The sequence below is a fragment of the Niabella agricola genome, assembly GCF_021538615.1.
Lineage (GTDB): Bacteria > Bacteroidota > Bacteroidia > Chitinophagales > Chitinophagaceae > Niabella > Niabella agricola.
Map to the genome: position 1 here is coordinate 4,427,453 of NZ_JAJHIZ010000003.1, position 16,426 is coordinate 4,443,878.

Annotated in this window: 13 protein-coding genes; 9 read left to right on the plus strand and 4 right to left on the minus strand. The window is 48.3% G+C overall.

The genetic code is table 11. The features are described 5' to 3' along the window. The first annotated feature begins 12 nt into the window (after positions 1–12). The 3 genes from LL912_RS23730 to LL912_RS23740 all read left to right on the plus strand — a co-directional run bounded on the left by LL912_RS23730 (position 13) and on the right by LL912_RS23740 (position 4,877). On the plus strand, positions 13–1,797 hold the full coding sequence (locus LL912_RS23730) for an alpha-L-fucosidase (protein ID WP_235556117.1): 1,785 nt from the start codon (positions 13–15) through the stop codon (positions 1,795–1,797). A gap of 386 nt (positions 1,798–2,183) precedes the next feature. After that, positions 2,184–3,716, plus strand: coding sequence for a sialate O-acetylesterase (locus tag LL912_RS23735; protein WP_235556118.1), 1,533 nt, complete (start codon positions 2,184–2,186; stop codon positions 3,714–3,716). Positions 3,717–3,737: 21 nt separating this feature from the next. Then, positions 3,738–4,877, plus strand: coding sequence for a glycoside hydrolase family 88/105 protein (locus LL912_RS23740; protein ID WP_235556119.1), 1,140 nt, complete (start codon positions 3,738–3,740; stop codon positions 4,875–4,877). Between the two features lie 447 nt (positions 4,878–5,324). Here LL912_RS23740 and LL912_RS23745 read toward each other — a convergent pair whose 3' ends face one another. Together LL912_RS23745 and LL912_RS23750 are read right to left on the minus strand one after the other, a co-directional pair. Continuing rightward, positions 5,325–6,830, minus strand: a complete 1,506-nt coding sequence (locus tag LL912_RS23745) for a hypothetical protein (protein WP_235556120.1) — start codon at positions 6,828–6,830, stop codon at positions 5,325–5,327. A 271-nt stretch (positions 6,831–7,101) separates the two neighbouring features. Beyond that, a complete protein-coding gene (locus tag LL912_RS23750) occupies positions 7,102–7,779 on the minus strand; it encodes a metal-dependent hydrolase (protein WP_235556121.1) in 678 nt (225 codons plus the stop codon). 217 nt (positions 7,780–7,996) lie between these two features. Here LL912_RS23750 and LL912_RS23755 point away from each other — a divergent pair, with 217 nt between their 5' ends. Next, the gene (locus LL912_RS23755) at positions 7,997–8,371 is read left to right on the plus strand and encodes a hypothetical protein (RefSeq protein WP_235556122.1); all 375 of its coding nucleotides are present in this window, start codon (positions 7,997–7,999) and stop codon (positions 8,369–8,371) included. A 50-nt stretch (positions 8,372–8,421) separates the two neighbouring features. Here the strand turns inward: LL912_RS23755 and LL912_RS23760 are convergent, their stop codons facing one another. Continuing rightward, complete coding sequence (locus LL912_RS23760) at positions 8,422–9,615, minus strand: hypothetical protein (RefSeq protein ID WP_235556123.1); 1,194 nt, start codon at positions 9,613–9,615, stop codon at positions 8,422–8,424. Positions 9,616–9,822: 207 nt separating this feature from the next. After that, entirely contained in the window at positions 9,823–11,592 is a 1,770-nt protein-coding gene (locus LL912_RS23765) for a L,D-transpeptidase family protein (protein WP_235556124.1), read from the minus strand. A 289-nt stretch (positions 11,593–11,881) separates the two neighbouring features. Between LL912_RS23765 and atpD the strand changes: the two genes are divergently transcribed. The 5 genes from atpD to LL912_RS23790 all read left to right on the plus strand — a co-directional run bounded on the left by atpD (position 11,882) and on the right by LL912_RS23790 (position 16,407). Further along, positions 11,882–13,375 carry a F0F1 ATP synthase subunit beta gene (gene atpD, locus LL912_RS23770; RefSeq protein ID WP_235556125.1) on the plus strand — a complete coding sequence of 498 codons (1,494 nt, stop codon included), beginning with the start codon at positions 11,882–11,884 and terminating at the stop codon, positions 13,373–13,375. Positions 13,376–13,499: 124 nt separating this feature from the next. Then, positions 13,500–13,862 (plus strand): four helix bundle protein, encoded by a 363-nt coding sequence (locus LL912_RS23775; RefSeq protein WP_235556126.1) that lies wholly within the window; start codon positions 13,500–13,502, stop codon positions 13,860–13,862. A 42-nt stretch (positions 13,863–13,904) separates the two neighbouring features. Further along, positions 13,905–14,159, plus strand: a complete 255-nt coding sequence (atpC, locus tag LL912_RS23780) for an ATP synthase F1 subunit epsilon (RefSeq protein ID WP_235556127.1) — start codon at positions 13,905–13,907, stop codon at positions 14,157–14,159. 330 nt (positions 14,160–14,489) lie between these two features. Beyond that, a complete protein-coding gene (gene porK / locus LL912_RS23785) occupies positions 14,490–15,725 on the plus strand; it encodes a T9SS ring complex lipoprotein PorK/GldK (protein WP_235556128.1) in 1,236 nt (411 codons plus the stop codon). Positions 15,726–15,771: 46 nt separating this feature from the next. Beyond that, positions 15,772–16,407 carry a GldL-related protein gene (locus LL912_RS23790; protein ID WP_235556129.1) on the plus strand — a complete coding sequence of 212 codons (636 nt, stop codon included), beginning with the start codon at positions 15,772–15,774 and terminating at the stop codon, positions 16,405–16,407. The last annotated feature ends 19 nt before the right edge of the window (positions 16,408–16,426 follow it).

The window sequence follows — 16,426 nt, forward strand, 5'->3', positions numbered from 1 at the left end:
CATACAATAAACATGAAATTACGTTCAGCAATACTTGCTTTGGGTATCTCCTGCAGTTGTTTTGCACAGCAGGGAATGGAGGAAATGTGGGATAAATCATCCGTTGTCAAAGAACACTCCAATGTTCAATGGTTCAAAGAAGCCAAGTTCGGATTATTCATTCACTGGGGACTATACTCCCAGCTGGCCGGCACCTGGGATGGAAAGAACTATTACGGCAGCGGGGAGTGGATCATGAACCAGGCAAAGATTCCGGTGAGCCGCTACCGCAAAGTAGCGGAAAGTTTTAACCCGGTAAATTTTAATGCCGATGAATGGGCGCAGCTGGCAAAGGATGCCGGCATCAAATACATGGTGATTACGGCCAAACACCATGAAGGCTTTTCCATGTTCGATTCAAAAGTAACCGACTTCGATATTGTGGATGCAACGCCTTATAAAAAAGATCCCATGAAGGCGCTGGCCATGGCAACCAGAAAAAGAGGCATACAGTTTGGATTTTATTACTCACAGTTCCAGGATTGGTATGAACCGAACGGGGGACGCAATACCTGGGATTTTGACGAATCCAAAAAAGATTATCAGCAGTACTACCGCCAAAAGGCCATACCACAGCTAAAAGAACTGCTGACCAATTACGGGCCGCTGGGCATCGTTTGGTTTGATACACCGGGCGGCATGACCAAAGAACAGACGCAGGCCTTTATTGATGAACTGCGGGTATTACAGCCGAAAAGTTTGTTCAGCAGCAGGGTAGGACAGGGCCTGGGCGACTACAAGGATTTTGGGGATTCTGAAGTGCCGCCGGTGCCCATCAAAGGCGCCTGGGAGTCGATCTATACGCATAATGATTCCTGGGGATATATTGCGCATGATATGAATTTTAAATCCGCGCATGAAATCATCCGTTTGCTTTCTAATGTAGCGTCTAAAGGCGGTAACCTGATGCTGAATGTGGGGCCCGACGGGAAAGGGAATATTCCTTACTATTCTGTAAAGTACCTGAAAGAAACCGGTGCCTGGCTGCAAAAGAACGGAGCAAGCATCTACAGCTCTGCCGCCGGCTGGATACCCGCGCAGCCCTGGGGTGTAACCACTTCCAAACCAGGTAAGCTGTTCCTGCATGTATGGGAGCGCCCTGAAAACGGGAAACTGCTGGTGCCGGGTTTTCCCAATGCTGTTATCAGGGTATCGGCTTTAACGGATAAGAAGACGCTTCCTTTCCGGAAGCAGGGAGCAGATCTTATAGTAGACATGGCCGCTCTTCCGGACACGCCTGCATCCGACAACGTACTGGTGGTGGAATACAAAGGCCAGCCGCCGGTTTATAATGCCGCGGCACCCGTTACGGTATCTGCACAGTATGCAGCCAATCATATAGAAGCCATCTTTGGCAAAACAAGCGGTGCTTCAAAAATACAGTCGCTTACCTATAGTCATTATTTTGGCGACTGGAAGCATACTACCTGTATTACCGGTATGCAGTCACCGGAGGATGTGGCTGCCTTTACCATCCGCATTACAGAGCCGGGTGATTATAAACTGGTATTGGAATATGCCTGTCCGCAGGAAAGCGCCAAACAGGAAGGATGCCTGGAAGTAGATGGTAAAAGCTATATGTTCCGTACCTTAAGGACTTCGGAGTTTGATAAATCGGCGCCCCTGTTGTTTATCAAACATCCCGTTACGATTCTTACGGTGCAAAAGGCGGGCCTGTATACCATTAAAGTGAGCCCTTACCGGCAGGGAAAGGAATTGTTTAAACTGAAGGGTATTATTGCAGAACCACTGAAGTAAGGAATGGTAAGGCTAAGATCAATGATTCTTTCGTCATGCCAGTCACAGTCGAGGCGTTTCTGCTCATTGATTTTGCAATGCAAATAAAAAGCTGCCAATGGCAGATGATATGACACATGGACAACCAATCACACTTTCGTCATGCCGAGCGCAACAAAGTGGAGCCTGGGCATCTCTGTGATACTAGGGGGCGCGGAAATAGAGAACCGCTTCCGCTCCTTCCGCCGTTTGCGGGGCAATGAAAGAATATCAGTTCACAGGCTCATTGATTTTGCAATACAAATAAAAACCTCCGCATAACAGCGGCAATTTTTTTTGATTAGCCCAATGCAGGCATTTGATCAGGATTTGGAAAATTGTACAGACACATTTAAAGACAATAACAAATGAAATGGAGAAAACTGATTTATGTATTATTCTTATGCATCAGCGTTGAAGGGCTCGCTGCTGTAAAACTCCCGGCGGTGATTGCCGATCACATGGTACTACAGCAAAAAACCACGGCGGCCTTATGGGGCTGGGCCAACCCGGGAGAGCGCATCACCATCCAATGCAGCTGGAACCGGCAGCCGGTAACGGTTACAGCCGGAGCCGACGGACGTTGGCTGACCCGTGTAAAAACCATTGCTGCAGGAGGTCCGTATACGATCCGCTTCAAGGGTACTAATACCATTGAAATTGGGGATGTATTGCTGGGCGAAGTATGGCTTTGCTCGGGTCAGTCCAATATGGAGTTCCCGTTGGCCAAACAAAAAGCCTGGCGTACGGGGGTAACAAACTATGAAGAGGAGGTGGCGAAAGCCGCGGATCCGCGCCTGCGGCTCTTTACCGTACAGCAGGAAGTGGCCGGAACGCCGCAGCCCGACGTACAGGGGAACTGGGCGCCCACCACACCGGAAACTGCGGCTACCTTTTCTGCCGTAGCTTATTATTTCGGCAAAGAGATCCGGGAAGCAACAGGTGTGCCGGTAGGATTGATCCATTCTTCCTGGGGCGGAACACCCGCAGAATCCTGGACGCGGAAGGAAGTGCTGGATACCAGCAGGGAGTTCCGGCTCATACTCGATCGTTATGAAACGGCAGTAAAAACATATCCGGATGACCTGGTAACATACCAACAGGAACTGAACCAATGGCTGAAAGATTCAGCGGCCCATCGGCAGGGGCTTCGCAAGAAACCGGCGCGTCCTGTGGAACCGGAAAAGAATTCCAAGTCGCCCACAAAGCTTTACAATGCCATGATTCATCCCCTCATCCCGTTTACACTGAAGGGGGTGATCTGGTACCAGGGTGAATCCAATGCCGGCAGGGCCTACCAGTACCGCCAGCTCTTCCCGGCGATGATCCGTAGCTGGCGGGCCGAATGGAAGGCGGATTTTCCTTTCTATTTTGTGCAGATCGCGCCCCATTACCAGCAAAGCCCGGAGATCCGCGAAGCACAGCTGCTCGCCTATAAAACGGTGCCGGGTACAGGTATGGCGGTGATCACCGATGCCGGCGATTCACTCGACATCCATCCGCGAAATAAGGCAGTGGTGGGGCATCGGCTGGCGTTGTGGGCCCTCGCAAAAACGTACGGTAAACAGCGCCTGGTCTATTCCGGTCCGCAGTATCAATCGGCGCTGCAGGAGGGCCATAAAATGCGCATTCGCTTTTCCTTTGCAGATGGCGGATTGATCGCAAAAGACGGGCTGTTGACCGGCTTTACCATTGCCGGAGCCAACCGGCAGTTTGTGCCTGCTACCGCCCGCATAGAAGGAAATTCAATTGTGGTAATGAGCAACGCCGTGCCGCAGCCGGTTGCTGTACGGTTTGGCTGGAGTGCCGTACCACATGCGGTATTGTTTAACAAAGCGGGTTTGCCGGCATCGCCGTTCCGCACCGACGACTGGCCGGGCGAAACCATCAACAATCATTAAAAAAATTAAAAAACATTTTCAATGAAATCTGTTTCTTTTTTGGCTGCAACGGCTGTTGGGCTGCTTATGAGCGCCAGCCTCTATGCACAATCGAAAAACACGGCTGCGGATCTTAAAAACTGGCCGGCAGGCAGTGGACCCAAAGACATCGGCAATATCATCGCCAACCGGTTTGTTGCCACACCGCATACCAATTTTAACCGGCCGGGTCCGCCCAAGGTAATTACCTACCCCGAAACCTGTACCTGGTATGGCGCGCTGACCTTTGCTAAGGTTACGGGAAATAAAAAGCTTACCCGGCAACTGGCTGCCCGTTTTGAGCCGCTGTTGGGAAGCCGGGATACCCTGGTACCCATACCGGATCATGTAGACTACACTGTGTTCGGTTCTGTACCGTTTGAGTTGTATATGCAAACAAAGGACGCCCGTTACCTGAAGCTGGGAAAACATTTTGCCGATAAGCAGTGGGGGCCGCCCGAAGGGAAAAGGGTAACGGCGGAATCGCACCGGTTTTATAACAAAGGGCTTACCTGGCAAACCCGCTTATGGATCGATGATATGTTTATGATTACGGCAGTACAGTCGCAGGCCTATCGCGCCACAGGGGACCGCAGGTATATCGATAAGGCGGCTAACGAGATGGTATTTTACCTGGATTCGCTGCAACAACCCAACGGATTATTTTACCATGCACCCGACGTACCGTATTTCTGGGGAAGGGGAGACGGATGGATGGCGGTAGGGATGAGCGAGCTGCTGCGCTCGCTTCCAAAAGACAATCCCAACAGACCCCGGATCATGGAAGGGTATAAAAAAATGATGGCTACCCTGCTGAAATACCAGGCGGAAGATGGTATGTGGCGGCAACTGATTGATGATCCCAAATCCTGGAAGGAAACCTCCTGCACGGGCATGTTTACCTGTGCGTTTATCACCGGTGTAAAAGAAGGATGGCTGGATCCGAAGGTATACGGACCTGCTGCCCGGAAAGCCTGGCTATCGCTCACTCAGTATATTAATGCCGATGGAGATATTACCGAGGTATGTGAAGGAACCAATAAGAAAAATGACCACCAGTATTACCTGGATCGAAAACGGATCACGGGCGACCTTCATGGCCAGGCACCGCTGCTTTGGTGCGCTACGGCGTTATTGCGCTGATCCTGCCAGGGACGGCAAAAACGGCGGTTGTCATTATATGTGTTAGGTTGAGATTGTCATCAGGCGTTGGTGCACCGCAGCGCCTTTTCTCCGCAGGATCTCTCGCAGCGGACCCTGCGTCCCTCTCCGGAGGCACCGGAGGAAGGCAGGTAATAAACCGGTATCAAATTGTTTCTATCAATTTCCTGGCCGGGGCAATGCGGACACTACCGTTAGGGTTTGTATTTTCACAAACCATTTAAGAGAACCGCCAATTTATAAAATTGACACCGGTCTGTTATAGAGCCCTTTCTTGTTGTGATAAGCCTTTTTGTAATAAGAAATTTGTGATATTTTTTTTTATCACAAATATGTTTATTACAAAAAAAGGGCAGGAACCATTGCTTTGAGTAGAACCTTTGTAATGCCGGAGCAGAGAAAACTGCCAGGTCTTTAAGACCAGCGTCGTTAGTGATGAAGCGCCCTGGCTTTGAGCTGTGCCATATAAAGCGAAGCTGGCTCGAGGCCTGCTTTGTTCTGTCCCTCCCATTCGCCATCCGGCCGCTGGGCCAGTCTTCCCGCTGATTTCTGTCCCTTTAGCCCGATGCAATAATTTTTACCGGATACCCAGGGGCTTTGTACGGTAGCACTTTTCGCGGTGCAGTTCCAAACGATCTGGTTTACACCGGCCCAGCCGTGGCCGCTGCCCCAGTTGCCGCGGTCCTGTATATTGATTTCGCCATCGGTGGTAATATTGTCGTATAAGGTGCCCATGGCCCACCGGTGGTGCGGTCCGATGTCTGCATGCGTGCGCGACGCGGTACAATTGTAAAATACATTGGGGCCGCATACCCGGGCGCCGGTTACATAATCATGGCGGCCGTCGCTGGCCGCACAGTTCATAAAAAGGTTCATCTGCCCGGTATTGTTAAACGAATAACGACGCCCTCCGGTAATGATGGATTTATGATCGGAGATGGAGCAGTTGAGTACCGAGATGTTCCTCGACAAAGCGCCCAGGTTTACGCAGGAATAAGCAAAATACCGGGCGTTTACATGTCGCACCCAGCCGTTTTCAACCCGGTTCAATGCAACGGCATCCCAGGAATGATCTTCTGCAGTGTCGGAAGTATAGGCCGATGCACAGGAAAGGTTTTCTACGCCCACGTTAGCGATCCTGCCGGGAAAATGGTATGCATAAACCTCCGCTGTATTGTACCGGGCTTCCATAGCCATTACCACGGGATTGTCGGTGAAGAGCGTGTTCCCTTCAATACGGATAATGGTTCGCTGAAATTTAAAATCATATTCTTTGGCCCGCCATTGTTTGGTACCCGGCCGTTCAACGATCTGGTTCATCTTCAGATCTTCGATCCATTGATCCCTGGCAACCCAGTGGATGATCACCGCATCGCCGGGTTTAAAGGCCGCGGCAGATTTTACGGGGATGGCTGTGGCGCCTACAGGTACATCCGCGGTAACAGGCGTGCGGGTTCCGTTTATTTCTTTGGGGTCACCGGTTCCCGTTACATCGATCAGCGCCCGTCTTTCCGTGCCTTCGGCCACCAGGAGCGTTTCATTGCCTTCGCCCCGCAGTACAATCCCGCTGGCGCTAATCTTTATATTTTTTTGGATGGAGTACCTGCCTTTCTTCAGCAGGATAGCGCCCCGGAAGCCGGTTTTATCCGGCGCTTTTTTTGCCAGAACGTCGATCGCATGCTGAATTGCGCTTTCTGCATCCGGTCCGGGGTTGATGGTTTTTATCACCGGCACATCAGGAATGGGAACATTCCCGGTGCGATAGCCTACTTTGCTGAAATCGGGAATCGTATTCCCTTTTTCATCGGCCTTATATGTCAGCGTTCCGTTGCTGTTCAGTACCACAAAGGAAGACTGCCAGCGCTGAGTGGCTGTAAAGGAAACAGCGATGAAACAAACGGCCAGTAGACCAAAGGAAGCGATGCGCACTTGCATATGAATGAATTTTATTGAAACATAAAATTCATTAAAAAATAAAGATGATAATGACAGAGGGTAAAATAACTGAGTACTTGGGTAAAAGTTGCATCTCCGGCGCCTTCGGGAATGTAAAATAAAGAATGTAAAATATGAAATGCAGAAGTAAGATGCCGTTACTGCTTCCTGATCCATCCTTCAGGCTTTATGTAGTGGAAACCGGGAGCTGTGCATCTTGTATCGAGTGCAGCACGGATCTAGCCTGAAACATTAAACCTGAAACTCTTCGCTACACGTCGTAAGAACAACCGATCTGCGGGATCAGCAAAGTTTTGCCAGCTGCTTTAAAAAGATCGACGGCTGCTGCATGGTCAATCTTAATATAGCCGAAGGTATCAAAATGCACCCCGATGATATTATTGCATTGGATAAAATCACTGGCTTTTACAGCATCGCGTGCATTCATGGTAAAATTGCCGCCGATGGGCAAGATAGCAGCGTCGATTTTTGCGTAGTGGGGTACCAGTTGCATGTCCAGCATCAGGCTGGTATCGCCGCTATAATAAAAGTTATAATGGGGCGATGCCAGGATAAAACCGCCGGCAGCACCGGCATAGCTGCCATCGGGAAAACTGCTGGAATGCAGTGCCTGCATGTAGGTCAGCGTGCCAAAATCAAAATCATAACTTCCGAAATTCATCGGGTGCACATGGGTGATGCCCTGTTGCTGCAGCCAGCTAACGATCTCAAAATTACTGATCACCAATGCGCCGGTTCGTTGGGCGATGGGGATCAGGTCTGCCGTATGATCGCCATGGCCATGGCTTACCAGGATATAATCGGCGTCGAGGGTCCGGATGTCAATATCTTTTGCCAGCTCATTGCCTGTGATAAAAGGATCGAACAGGAATTTTTTTCCGTTGATCTCAATCAGGAAACAGGACTGGCCATAAAATGTAAATTTCATTGTAGCGCTTTTGCGCAAAGCTAATCATTCTCCACCGGTGATGCAAATGGGGTGGAACTCAACGGAATGTAGTTGAAGGGAATCAGCCGGTCCACGCTTTTGGGCGGTTCTTTTTGATATAGAAAATGTTAAAACAAAATCGTATATCGATAGTTTGGCATTGTGCTTGTCTTGGTTAACGTATCATATTTTTTAACCAAATAAAATCCAAATTTCTATGAAGCAACTTTTAAAGTTCTTAAGCCTGGCACTGATTGCGGGAACGGTGGTATTGTCCTCTTGCAGTAAAAATGATAATCCTGCCGATAATGATTTGTTTGCAGGTACCTACAAAGGAAGCGTATCTTACCATGGCGACAAGGATGTGTCAAACTCCAACGGTTCTGTCTTTGTAACTAAGGTGGGTGACCGTTATGATTTTAAATTTTCAGATAATATTCCGACAATATCAAATGTGCAGATCTCAAAGGGAGATCAGGGGTATATTGGTACAGTGAACGGATATACAGGCTTTATCCGTTTTAATGCGAACAATCTTAATATCGCAGTGGGTAAGGACGGCAATACCTGGACTGCAGATTGTAACCGATAAGATGATTTTATCATCAATTTTAAAGCGGGCAATCTGCCCGCTTTTTTTATTTATAATACCGGGTGCATCTTGAATTCCTTTTCCCGGTCGAAGTTATAACGGTAGGTGGTCAGCCGCCGGCTTTTGTAAGTACCAAGGGCTTCAGCCACGTTGATCATTTTGGGATTGAACTCACCGATCCATTGCATTTCATATTGATCATAGATTGGTTTCCCAATGATATATTCTCCGTTTTTAATAGTCAGCTGCTGGATCTGTTTACAGCCTTCAATGATCATATAGGCATCGGCACCCTTTCCCTGGAATTCGGGTATAATGCCAAATACCAAACCTACAAACTTATTGCAGGGCTTTGTTTTTTTATACCAAAGGAATTTCAGTTTGTCCAGCAATCCGAATTTGCCGTTCAGCAATTTAAACCACTGGTTCAAATCGGGCAGGTTCAGCCAGATACCGATCGGTTCTTTTTTATAATAGATCAGCCAGCAAATGCGCTCATCCAGTACGGCTTTCATGCTCTGGAACATTTTGAGGGCTACTTTTTCTTCCAGTTGTTTAAGACCTCCATGCCCGGCCCAGGCTTTGTTGTAAACTATGGTAAAATCCCGGGCATATTTAGCCAGGTTGTTCTTTTTAATATTATCCGAAGCGTAATCCGGATCGGCGGCAAGTGCTGCATGCCGTTCATAAAACTTTTCCTGTACACGGTTTTTTACGCGGAGGGAAAAACAGGCCTGGTAGAAAAAAGGTTTGAAGCCATAGGTTTCAAACAGCTCTTTATAATAGGGCTGGTTATAGTTCATGCAGTATAACGGCGGTTCAAAACCTTCAGACAGCAACCCCCACCATTTGTCGCGTTCACCAAAATTGATCGGACCATCCATGGCCGTCATCCCGCGCGCTTCCAGCCATTGCTTTGCCGCATCCAGCAGCAGGTTGGCAGCTTTCTGGTTATGGATGCAGTCGAAAAAGCCCACACCGCCTACAGGTCCGTCATCGCCCTTGGTCCTGTATTTTTTATTTACAAAAGCGGCAACACGCCCGATCAGGTTGCCCTGATCGTCTTTCAGCACCCAACGGATGGCTTCGCCAAAACGGAAGGCCTTGTTCCGGGCAGGATCAAATACTTCTTCAATATCCTTATCCAGCGGCCGTATATAATTAGGGTCATTTTTATTAATGTGTACGTTAACCGCCAGGAAGGCTTTTGCCTGCGCGGCCGTAGTTACTTCTTCCAGTGTCATCCGGCAAAATTAGGGAATAGGTGAATAGTGAATAGGCAATGATTAATGGCAATAGCCGGGGGCTCCCGGGTTTGAAACGGTTTTCAGCTATCAGTGATCCGTAATCAGCTGATGAGAACCAGGAAGGAAGGGCGCTTATCAGGTATGAAACCGGGAGTCAACCCGCCACGACGGGCACGCCTGAAACCTTGAACGTTAAACCTGGAGCTAAATCTTCGCCCGTTTCAAACTGTCTTGTTTTAGTTTTTCCTTCCGTTCCAGCTCCTTTTTCTTTATGGAGTCTTTGATCTGCTGCAGGCTGTCGCGTACCGCCTTCTGGCGGCTCCAGGTAGTGCCTACACTGTTCAGGAACATTTTTTTGGCAATAATGGCATCGTGACCATAAATGTCTTCGCGGAAATTAAGCCGGTCATTATCATCCACCCAGGCGGTGAAATAAGTAATCAGCACGGGGATCGGCCGTTTTACGCGCACAAATTTTTCCTTGCCGCTGTTCATGGCTGAGTCGATCTTCAACGGGCTCCATTTAGCGGTATCGTCCAGCACGTACTGCGCAAATTTTGCGGGCTCTTTCAGCCGGATACATCCGTGGCTGAAGCTGCGTTTGTCTTTATTAAATAAACTTTTGGCAGGTGAGTCGTGAAAATAAATATCGTAGCTGTTGGGGAACAGGAATTTTACCAGGCCCAATGAATTCCAGGGACCGGGTTTCTGACGCACCTGACCGTTTACGATTTCCATGTGGTTGCGGGCTAAATAGGCCGCGCTGGGGCGACCTCCCATTTCTTTTTTCACGATGCTGGTAGGTACATTCCAATAGGGACTGAACACTACCGTTTTGAGCATACCGGTAAATACGGTGGTATTATTACTTTCTTTTCCTACCACTACATTCATATCCCAGGCAGGACGCCCGTTTTCATACACATGCATTTTATATTCGGGGATGTTTACCATAATGGCCCGGCCGGAATCCCGGGTTTCAATGGGGATCCAGCGCATCCGCTCCATATTGATCAGGATCTGCTGGATCCGCTCATCCACCGATACATTCAGGTCTTTAAGAAAAGTTTTCCCGGCCTTGCCGTCGGGTTTGTAACCGTATACTTCTTTTACGGTGTTAACTGCTTCGGCCAGTGCGGTGTCGTACACATTGGTGAATGTGCTGTCTTCCCCTTCTAGGAAGCCCTCGGTTTTCAGGCGTTTTTTTAATGCCAGCACAGCGGCATCCTTGTAGCCTGTTTTCATTTCTTCCACCTTGCTGTTTACCCGGGGCCAGCCGCCGGCATCCTTAATGGCTTTGTATTGCTGCAGTTTTTTCCGCAGGGCGGTATATTGAGGATTGCGGGGCGCAAAAGCCTCTGAAAATTGCCCCCTGGCCGCTATAACGGAATCGAGCATTGCTTCGAGGGTAAGCTTTTTCTTGGGAATATACCATTCGAGGGTCTTCATATCGAAGTTGGCATCATAGGCATATTCATGATCGGCGTATAAATGGAAGTATTTGGTAAGCGAGAGCTCCAGCTGCTGGAAGGTGGAGTCGTTTTTAACTTTTACCGATTCGCGGGAGGTGATCAATGCCTCCATCTTTGCGCTCAGCGCCTTATTGTAAACGGAAGAATCTTTCGAATAGTTCAGGTAATTCTTCAGCAGGTTCCAGAATGAAATGGTGTGCTCCGGGATTCCTTCAGGAGAAAACCAGGCATACTGGTAGTTCCGGCTGTTATAAAAGCTTTTTATACGGTTAACCAGGGTGTCGCTCAAACTACTGTCCGCCGCCAGGAAGCCGTTTACAAGGCTGCTGTCGATAAACAACTGGTTAAAGGCATTACTGGTGTCGATGGTGACATCCACCTTTGTGACCGGTTTTTCTACACGGATTACTTTTTGCCGCTCTTTTTTTTCGGCATTTTTACAGGAGAAGATACCGGCGATGGTCAGCAGCGCCAGCGGGAGCATCAGTTTTTGAACACGCATCGGATACATTCAATTAAAAATTGACAGAAAATTACGGAACTTATTGAAAATACGGCGGGTAGCGCCAGTAAAATAATGAAGGGGCCTTAGGGCGGCTCCTTTCTTTGGCCGATGTTTTTCGTCATTTTCTATAAGTTTTAAGTGTTTATGAGGACAAAAATACAGGCAAAGTCCTGATAAATGTATTTTTTCCACAGGTTATTAATAATTCTTGACCGCTGCGTTATTTATTATAGGTATAAACCTTACTTTTGCAGCCTCAAATAAAACCTTATATTTCAATATTGATATGGCAAACGTAGGTAAAGTAAAACAGGTGATCGGCGCGGTAATCGACGTTCAGTTCGACGGCACGCTCCCGGAAATTTATAACGCATTGGAACTCACGAAAGAAAATGGTGATACCCTGGTGTTAGAGGTGCAGCAGCATCTGGGAGAAGACAGCGTGCGTACCATCGCAATGGACGGTACGGAAGGCCTTGTTCGGGGTACTGAAGTACGCGATACCGGAAAAGCGATTACCATGCCTACGGGTGAGGCCATCAAAGGACGCCTGTTTAATGTAACCGGTGACGCCATCGACGGGTTGCCTGCTGTTTCCAAAGCAAATGGCCGTCCGATCCACGCCATGCCGCCGGCTTTCGAAAACCTCAGCACGGCAACCGAAGTGTTGTTTACCGGTATCAAAGTGATCGACCTGATCGAGCCCTACGCAAAGGGAGGTAAAATTGGTTTATTTGGTGGTGCCGGGGTAGGTAAAACCGTATTGATCCAGGAGCTGATCAACAATATCGCAAAAGGACACGGTGGTTTGTCGGTGTTTGCCGGTGTGGGTGAGCGTACCCGTGAGGGAAATGACCTGATGCGTGAGATGATTGAGGCAGGCATTATGAAATATGGTGAAGCATTCAAGCACAGCATGGAAGAAGGCGGCTGGGACCTGAGCAAGGTAAACCCTGAAGAGCTGGCGGATTCCAAAGCAACGTTTGTGTTCGGACAGATGAACGAACCCCCGGGTGCACGTGCACGTGTGGCGCTGAGTGGTTTGACCATCGCTGAATACTTCCGCGATGGAGATGGCGAAGGCAAAGGAAAGGACATCCTGTTCTTCGTTGATAATATCTTCCGGTTCACACAGGCCGGCTCTGAGGTATCGGCGCTGCTGGGTCGTATGCCTTCAGCGGTGGGATACCAGCCTACGCTGGCTACCGAAATGGGATTGATGCAGGAGCGAATTACTTCTACAAAGAGCGGTTCCATTACCTCGGTACAGGCGGTTTATGTACCTGCGGATGATCTTACCGATCCGGCGCCGGCAACAACCTTTGCCCACCTGGATGCCACTACCGTATTAAGCCGTAAAATTGCTGACCTTGGTATTTACCCGGCTGTGGATCCGCTGGATTCTACTTCCCGTATCCTGATGCCGCAGGTAGTAGGGGATGCCCACTACGAGTGCGCCAACCGCGTAAAACGGATCTTGCAGCGTTATAAAGAATTACAGGACATCATCGCCATCCTGGGTATGGATGAGCTGAGCGACGAAGATAAAATGACCGTGGCCCGTGCCCGTAAGGTACAACGTTTCCTTTCGCAGCCTTTCCATGTGGCAGAAGCGTTTACCGGTCTGAAGGGGGTACTGGTTCCCATCGATGAAACCATCCGCGGATTTAATATGATCATGGACGGTGAAGTGGATGAATACCCGGAAGCGGCGTTCAACCTGGTGGGTAATATTGATGACGCCATCGAGAAAGGAAAGAAATTACTGGCAGCGTCTTAGTATTTAGATGGATTGTATTTAGTATTCAGATAAAAAAGATTTTGAAGATATATATTGGCCGGAGTGTCTTAATATTGTATCAGAATCTAAACACTGAATTGCTAAACACTAAAATCTAACTACTATGGGAATGCACAATTTCAGAGAGCTGAGGATCTGGCGGCGCTCTATGGATTTTGTAGAGCGGGTTTATGAGATCAGTGAAAGTTTTCCCAATGACGAGCGGTACGGATTAAGGGCACAATTGAGAGATTGCGCAATTTCGGTTCCGAGTAATATCGCAGAAGGTGCAGGCAGAGGTACTAACAAACAGTTTAGGCGGTTCCTGGAATTTGCAATGGGTTCTATAAATGAGGTGCAAACACAACTGGAACTGGCCATTCGATTAAAATATCTTAAAGGTTTTGAAAGTGTGGGGCTGGTTGACGAAGGGTTGCAGATTTATAAAATGATCCTTGTTTTCTATAACGGTTTGAAGGAAGACTAAATAGCCTGTCTAAATACTAATGGTCTAAATACTAAATACTCTATGCAATTAGAAATATTAACTCCCGAGAAAAAGATCTACAGCGGCGATGTTTATGGTGTGCAGATGCCCGGAATTTCCGGTTCGTTTGAGATACTGGACAAACACGCGCCCCTGATCGCGGCACTGCAGGAAGGAAAGCTGAAGATCTTAAAGGACCGCAACAACGACGCCAGCTATTTTCAGATCCAAAGCGGATTTGTAGAAGTGCTGAACAACAAGGTAACCGTGCTCATCGAAGGAGCCCTTTCTTTATAAATAATCGAAAATCTTTATATGGAGCCCGTTTGAAAGAACGGGCTTTTTTATGCCCCGGATCACAGAAATCTGTAATAGTCCGCCGAAGCGATAGCCTTCATTCTCAGATAAGGCCAACCAATGGAATCGCCTTTAAAGGACTAATAATCTGGTCGTTAAAAAGTATCAGTGTTTCTTCCGGCTGGCTGTGTATACCCTATTTGGGGTATAATTCTTGCTTCTGCAACGATCTGGGGAAAAAACTTTCCATTTTTTTGGAAAAGAGGTTTAATTTGCTCGGATTCTGGCAGACATTTTGCGAATCAAAAGTTTTTAAACCTAAATCTTCCCATGAGGAATCATCTTCTTTTTTTCATTGTTGCGTCCTTGCTGTGTGTGCATTCATATTCCCAGAAAAGTGTTAGTTTAAGAAAAGTTGTAGGTAAGAAGTCCGAAATCGGTGCTACGCTGCCGATGTCGGTGGTCGAAATCCCCACCGGAACCTTTATCATGGGAAATCACGGCGACTCTACCTCGCCTACCAGTCAGGACCAGCAACGCCCGGTTTTGATCAGTGGTTTTTATATGTCGGCAACCGAGGTTACCAATGCCCAGTACCGGGAATTTGTAAACTGGGTGCGCGACTCTATTGCTGCAAAACGGCTTGGCGGACAGTATGTGACCATTGTTGGGAATGATAGCGCCGTGAACTGGAAAATGGCCTCCCGGATCAATTATTCCGACCCGGCCATCCTTTCGCAACTGGGCGACCTGGTGCTGGACCCTTCTAAAACGATCAGTCAGAAGCGCATGCTGAACCCGGATAAACTCATCTATGCACTGGAGGGATTCAATTACCAGGAAGCGGCAAAAAGAGAAAATAAAGGCCGGGACGCCAAGGATTTTGTATACCGCTACACGGTTCAGGTATACCCCGATACCCTGGCATGGATGCGGGATTTTGGATATTCCAACAATGAGCAGATGGCAGTAAACTATTTCAGCAGTCCCAAATACCAGAATTACCCGGTGGTGGGTGTAAGCTGGAAGCAGGCCAGTGCTTATTGCGACTGGATGACCAAGCACAAGATCCTGGCACAGCAATCCCGTAATAAGGGAAATGCTGGCGGCAAGGCAAGGCTTCCTACAGAAGCCGAATGGGAATATGCTGCCAGTTTGAACAGCAAAAACGAGCCTAAAAAAGAAAACGGGCCAAAGGATACCGCCAGTGACGAAATCGGTAACAATACAAACGCCGCCATACCAGGTGAAGGCAAAATTTTCCCGGTATATGTAAAGGGGGCTAAAAAAGGTAATTTCGGGTTATTCAATCTTGCGGATAACGTATCTGAATGGACGACTACGTCCTACTATGAAGGCGGGGAGAATTTCCAGAACCGGTTTAACCCCGATATTCAGTGGGGTACACCGGAATCAGAATCCAGGGCACAGCGGCGGAAAGTGATCCGCGGCGGCAGCTGGAAAGATACGCCTACATTCATGACCGCGGAGAACCGCTCGTTTGAAGACCTGGATGCATCGCATTCCTACCTCGGGTTTCGCATTGTGGTGAACCTGCCTGAATAATCAATTTGTATTTCATCAAACAATTTATCAATAAAAATTAGCGCGTATGGCTGTTGAAAAAGTTCGCCCGATAGACCGTTACTTGGAGATCTTTTATTCGTTGGGTGCGGTTCCTGTATTGCTGGGGGTGTTGTTTAAACTTACCGGTACTTCCCCGTTCGGAGACCCCAATGTGTGGCTGCAGATCGGTTTATATACCGAGGTGCTGGTATTCCTGAGCTTTGGGTTGATGTACCTGTTCAATCCTCCGCAAAAGGTAGATGAGATGGGCAACCCGGCCGGAGCCGAGGACACAGTGGTGGTGAAGAAAACAATGGCGAAGGACAGTGCCCTGGTTTCTGTTGATGAAATGCTGAAAGCCGCCGATATTACGCCCGAGAACCTGGGAAGGCTGAGCGCCGGTTTTAAAAGCCTGGAGGCCAATATCACCCGGATCAGCCATGCTTCAGAAAGCATTGTGGATACTGAAGAGTATTCCCGGCAGATCAAACAGGCCAGTGCTTCTATCAGCCAGATGAACATGTATTATAAAAAACTGGCGGAAACTTCCGATGCCCTGGTAAACAGCGCAGAAGATGCCAAGAATACGCAAAAGGAGATTGCCGACCTTTCAAAAAATCTTGCCCGGTTGAACCAGATGTATAGTGGCATGATCGCCGCCATGCAAATGAAAAACGGATAATCCGTTTATCCTGTAATTT

Coding starts and splice junctions, on each gene's coding strand:
- LL912_RS23730 (WP_235556117.1), top strand. CDS start 13: ATGAAATTACGTTCAGCAATACTTGCTTTGGGTATCTCCTGCAGTTGT.
- LL912_RS23735 (WP_235556118.1), top strand. CDS start 2,184: ATGAAATGGAGAAAACTGATTTATGTATTATTCTTATGCATCAGCGTT.
- LL912_RS23740 (WP_235556119.1), top strand. CDS start 3,738: ATGAAATCTGTTTCTTTTTTGGCTGCAACGGCTGTTGGGCTGCTTATG.
- LL912_RS23745 (WP_235556120.1), bottom strand. CDS start 6,830: ATGCAAGTGCGCATCGCTTCCTTTGGTCTACTGGCCGTTTGTTTCATC.
- LL912_RS23750 (WP_235556121.1), bottom strand. CDS start 7,779: ATGAAATTTACATTTTATGGCCAGTCCTGTTTCCTGATTGAGATCAAC.
- LL912_RS23755 (WP_235556122.1), top strand. CDS start 7,997: ATGAAGCAACTTTTAAAGTTCTTAAGCCTGGCACTGATTGCGGGAACG.
- LL912_RS23760 (WP_235556123.1), bottom strand. CDS start 9,615: ATGACACTGGAAGAAGTAACTACGGCCGCGCAGGCAAAAGCCTTCCTG.
- LL912_RS23765 (WP_235556124.1), bottom strand. CDS start 11,592: ATGCGTGTTCAAAAACTGATGCTCCCGCTGGCGCTGCTGACCATCGCC.
- atpD (WP_235556125.1), top strand. CDS start 11,882: ATGGCAAACGTAGGTAAAGTAAAACAGGTGATCGGCGCGGTAATCGAC.
- LL912_RS23775 (WP_235556126.1), top strand. CDS start 13,500: ATGGGAATGCACAATTTCAGAGAGCTGAGGATCTGGCGGCGCTCTATG.
- atpC (WP_235556127.1), top strand. CDS start 13,905: ATGCAATTAGAAATATTAACTCCCGAGAAAAAGATCTACAGCGGCGAT.
- porK (WP_235556128.1), top strand. CDS start 14,490: ATGAGGAATCATCTTCTTTTTTTCATTGTTGCGTCCTTGCTGTGTGTG.
- LL912_RS23790 (WP_235556129.1), top strand. CDS start 15,772: ATGGCTGTTGAAAAAGTTCGCCCGATAGACCGTTACTTGGAGATCTTT.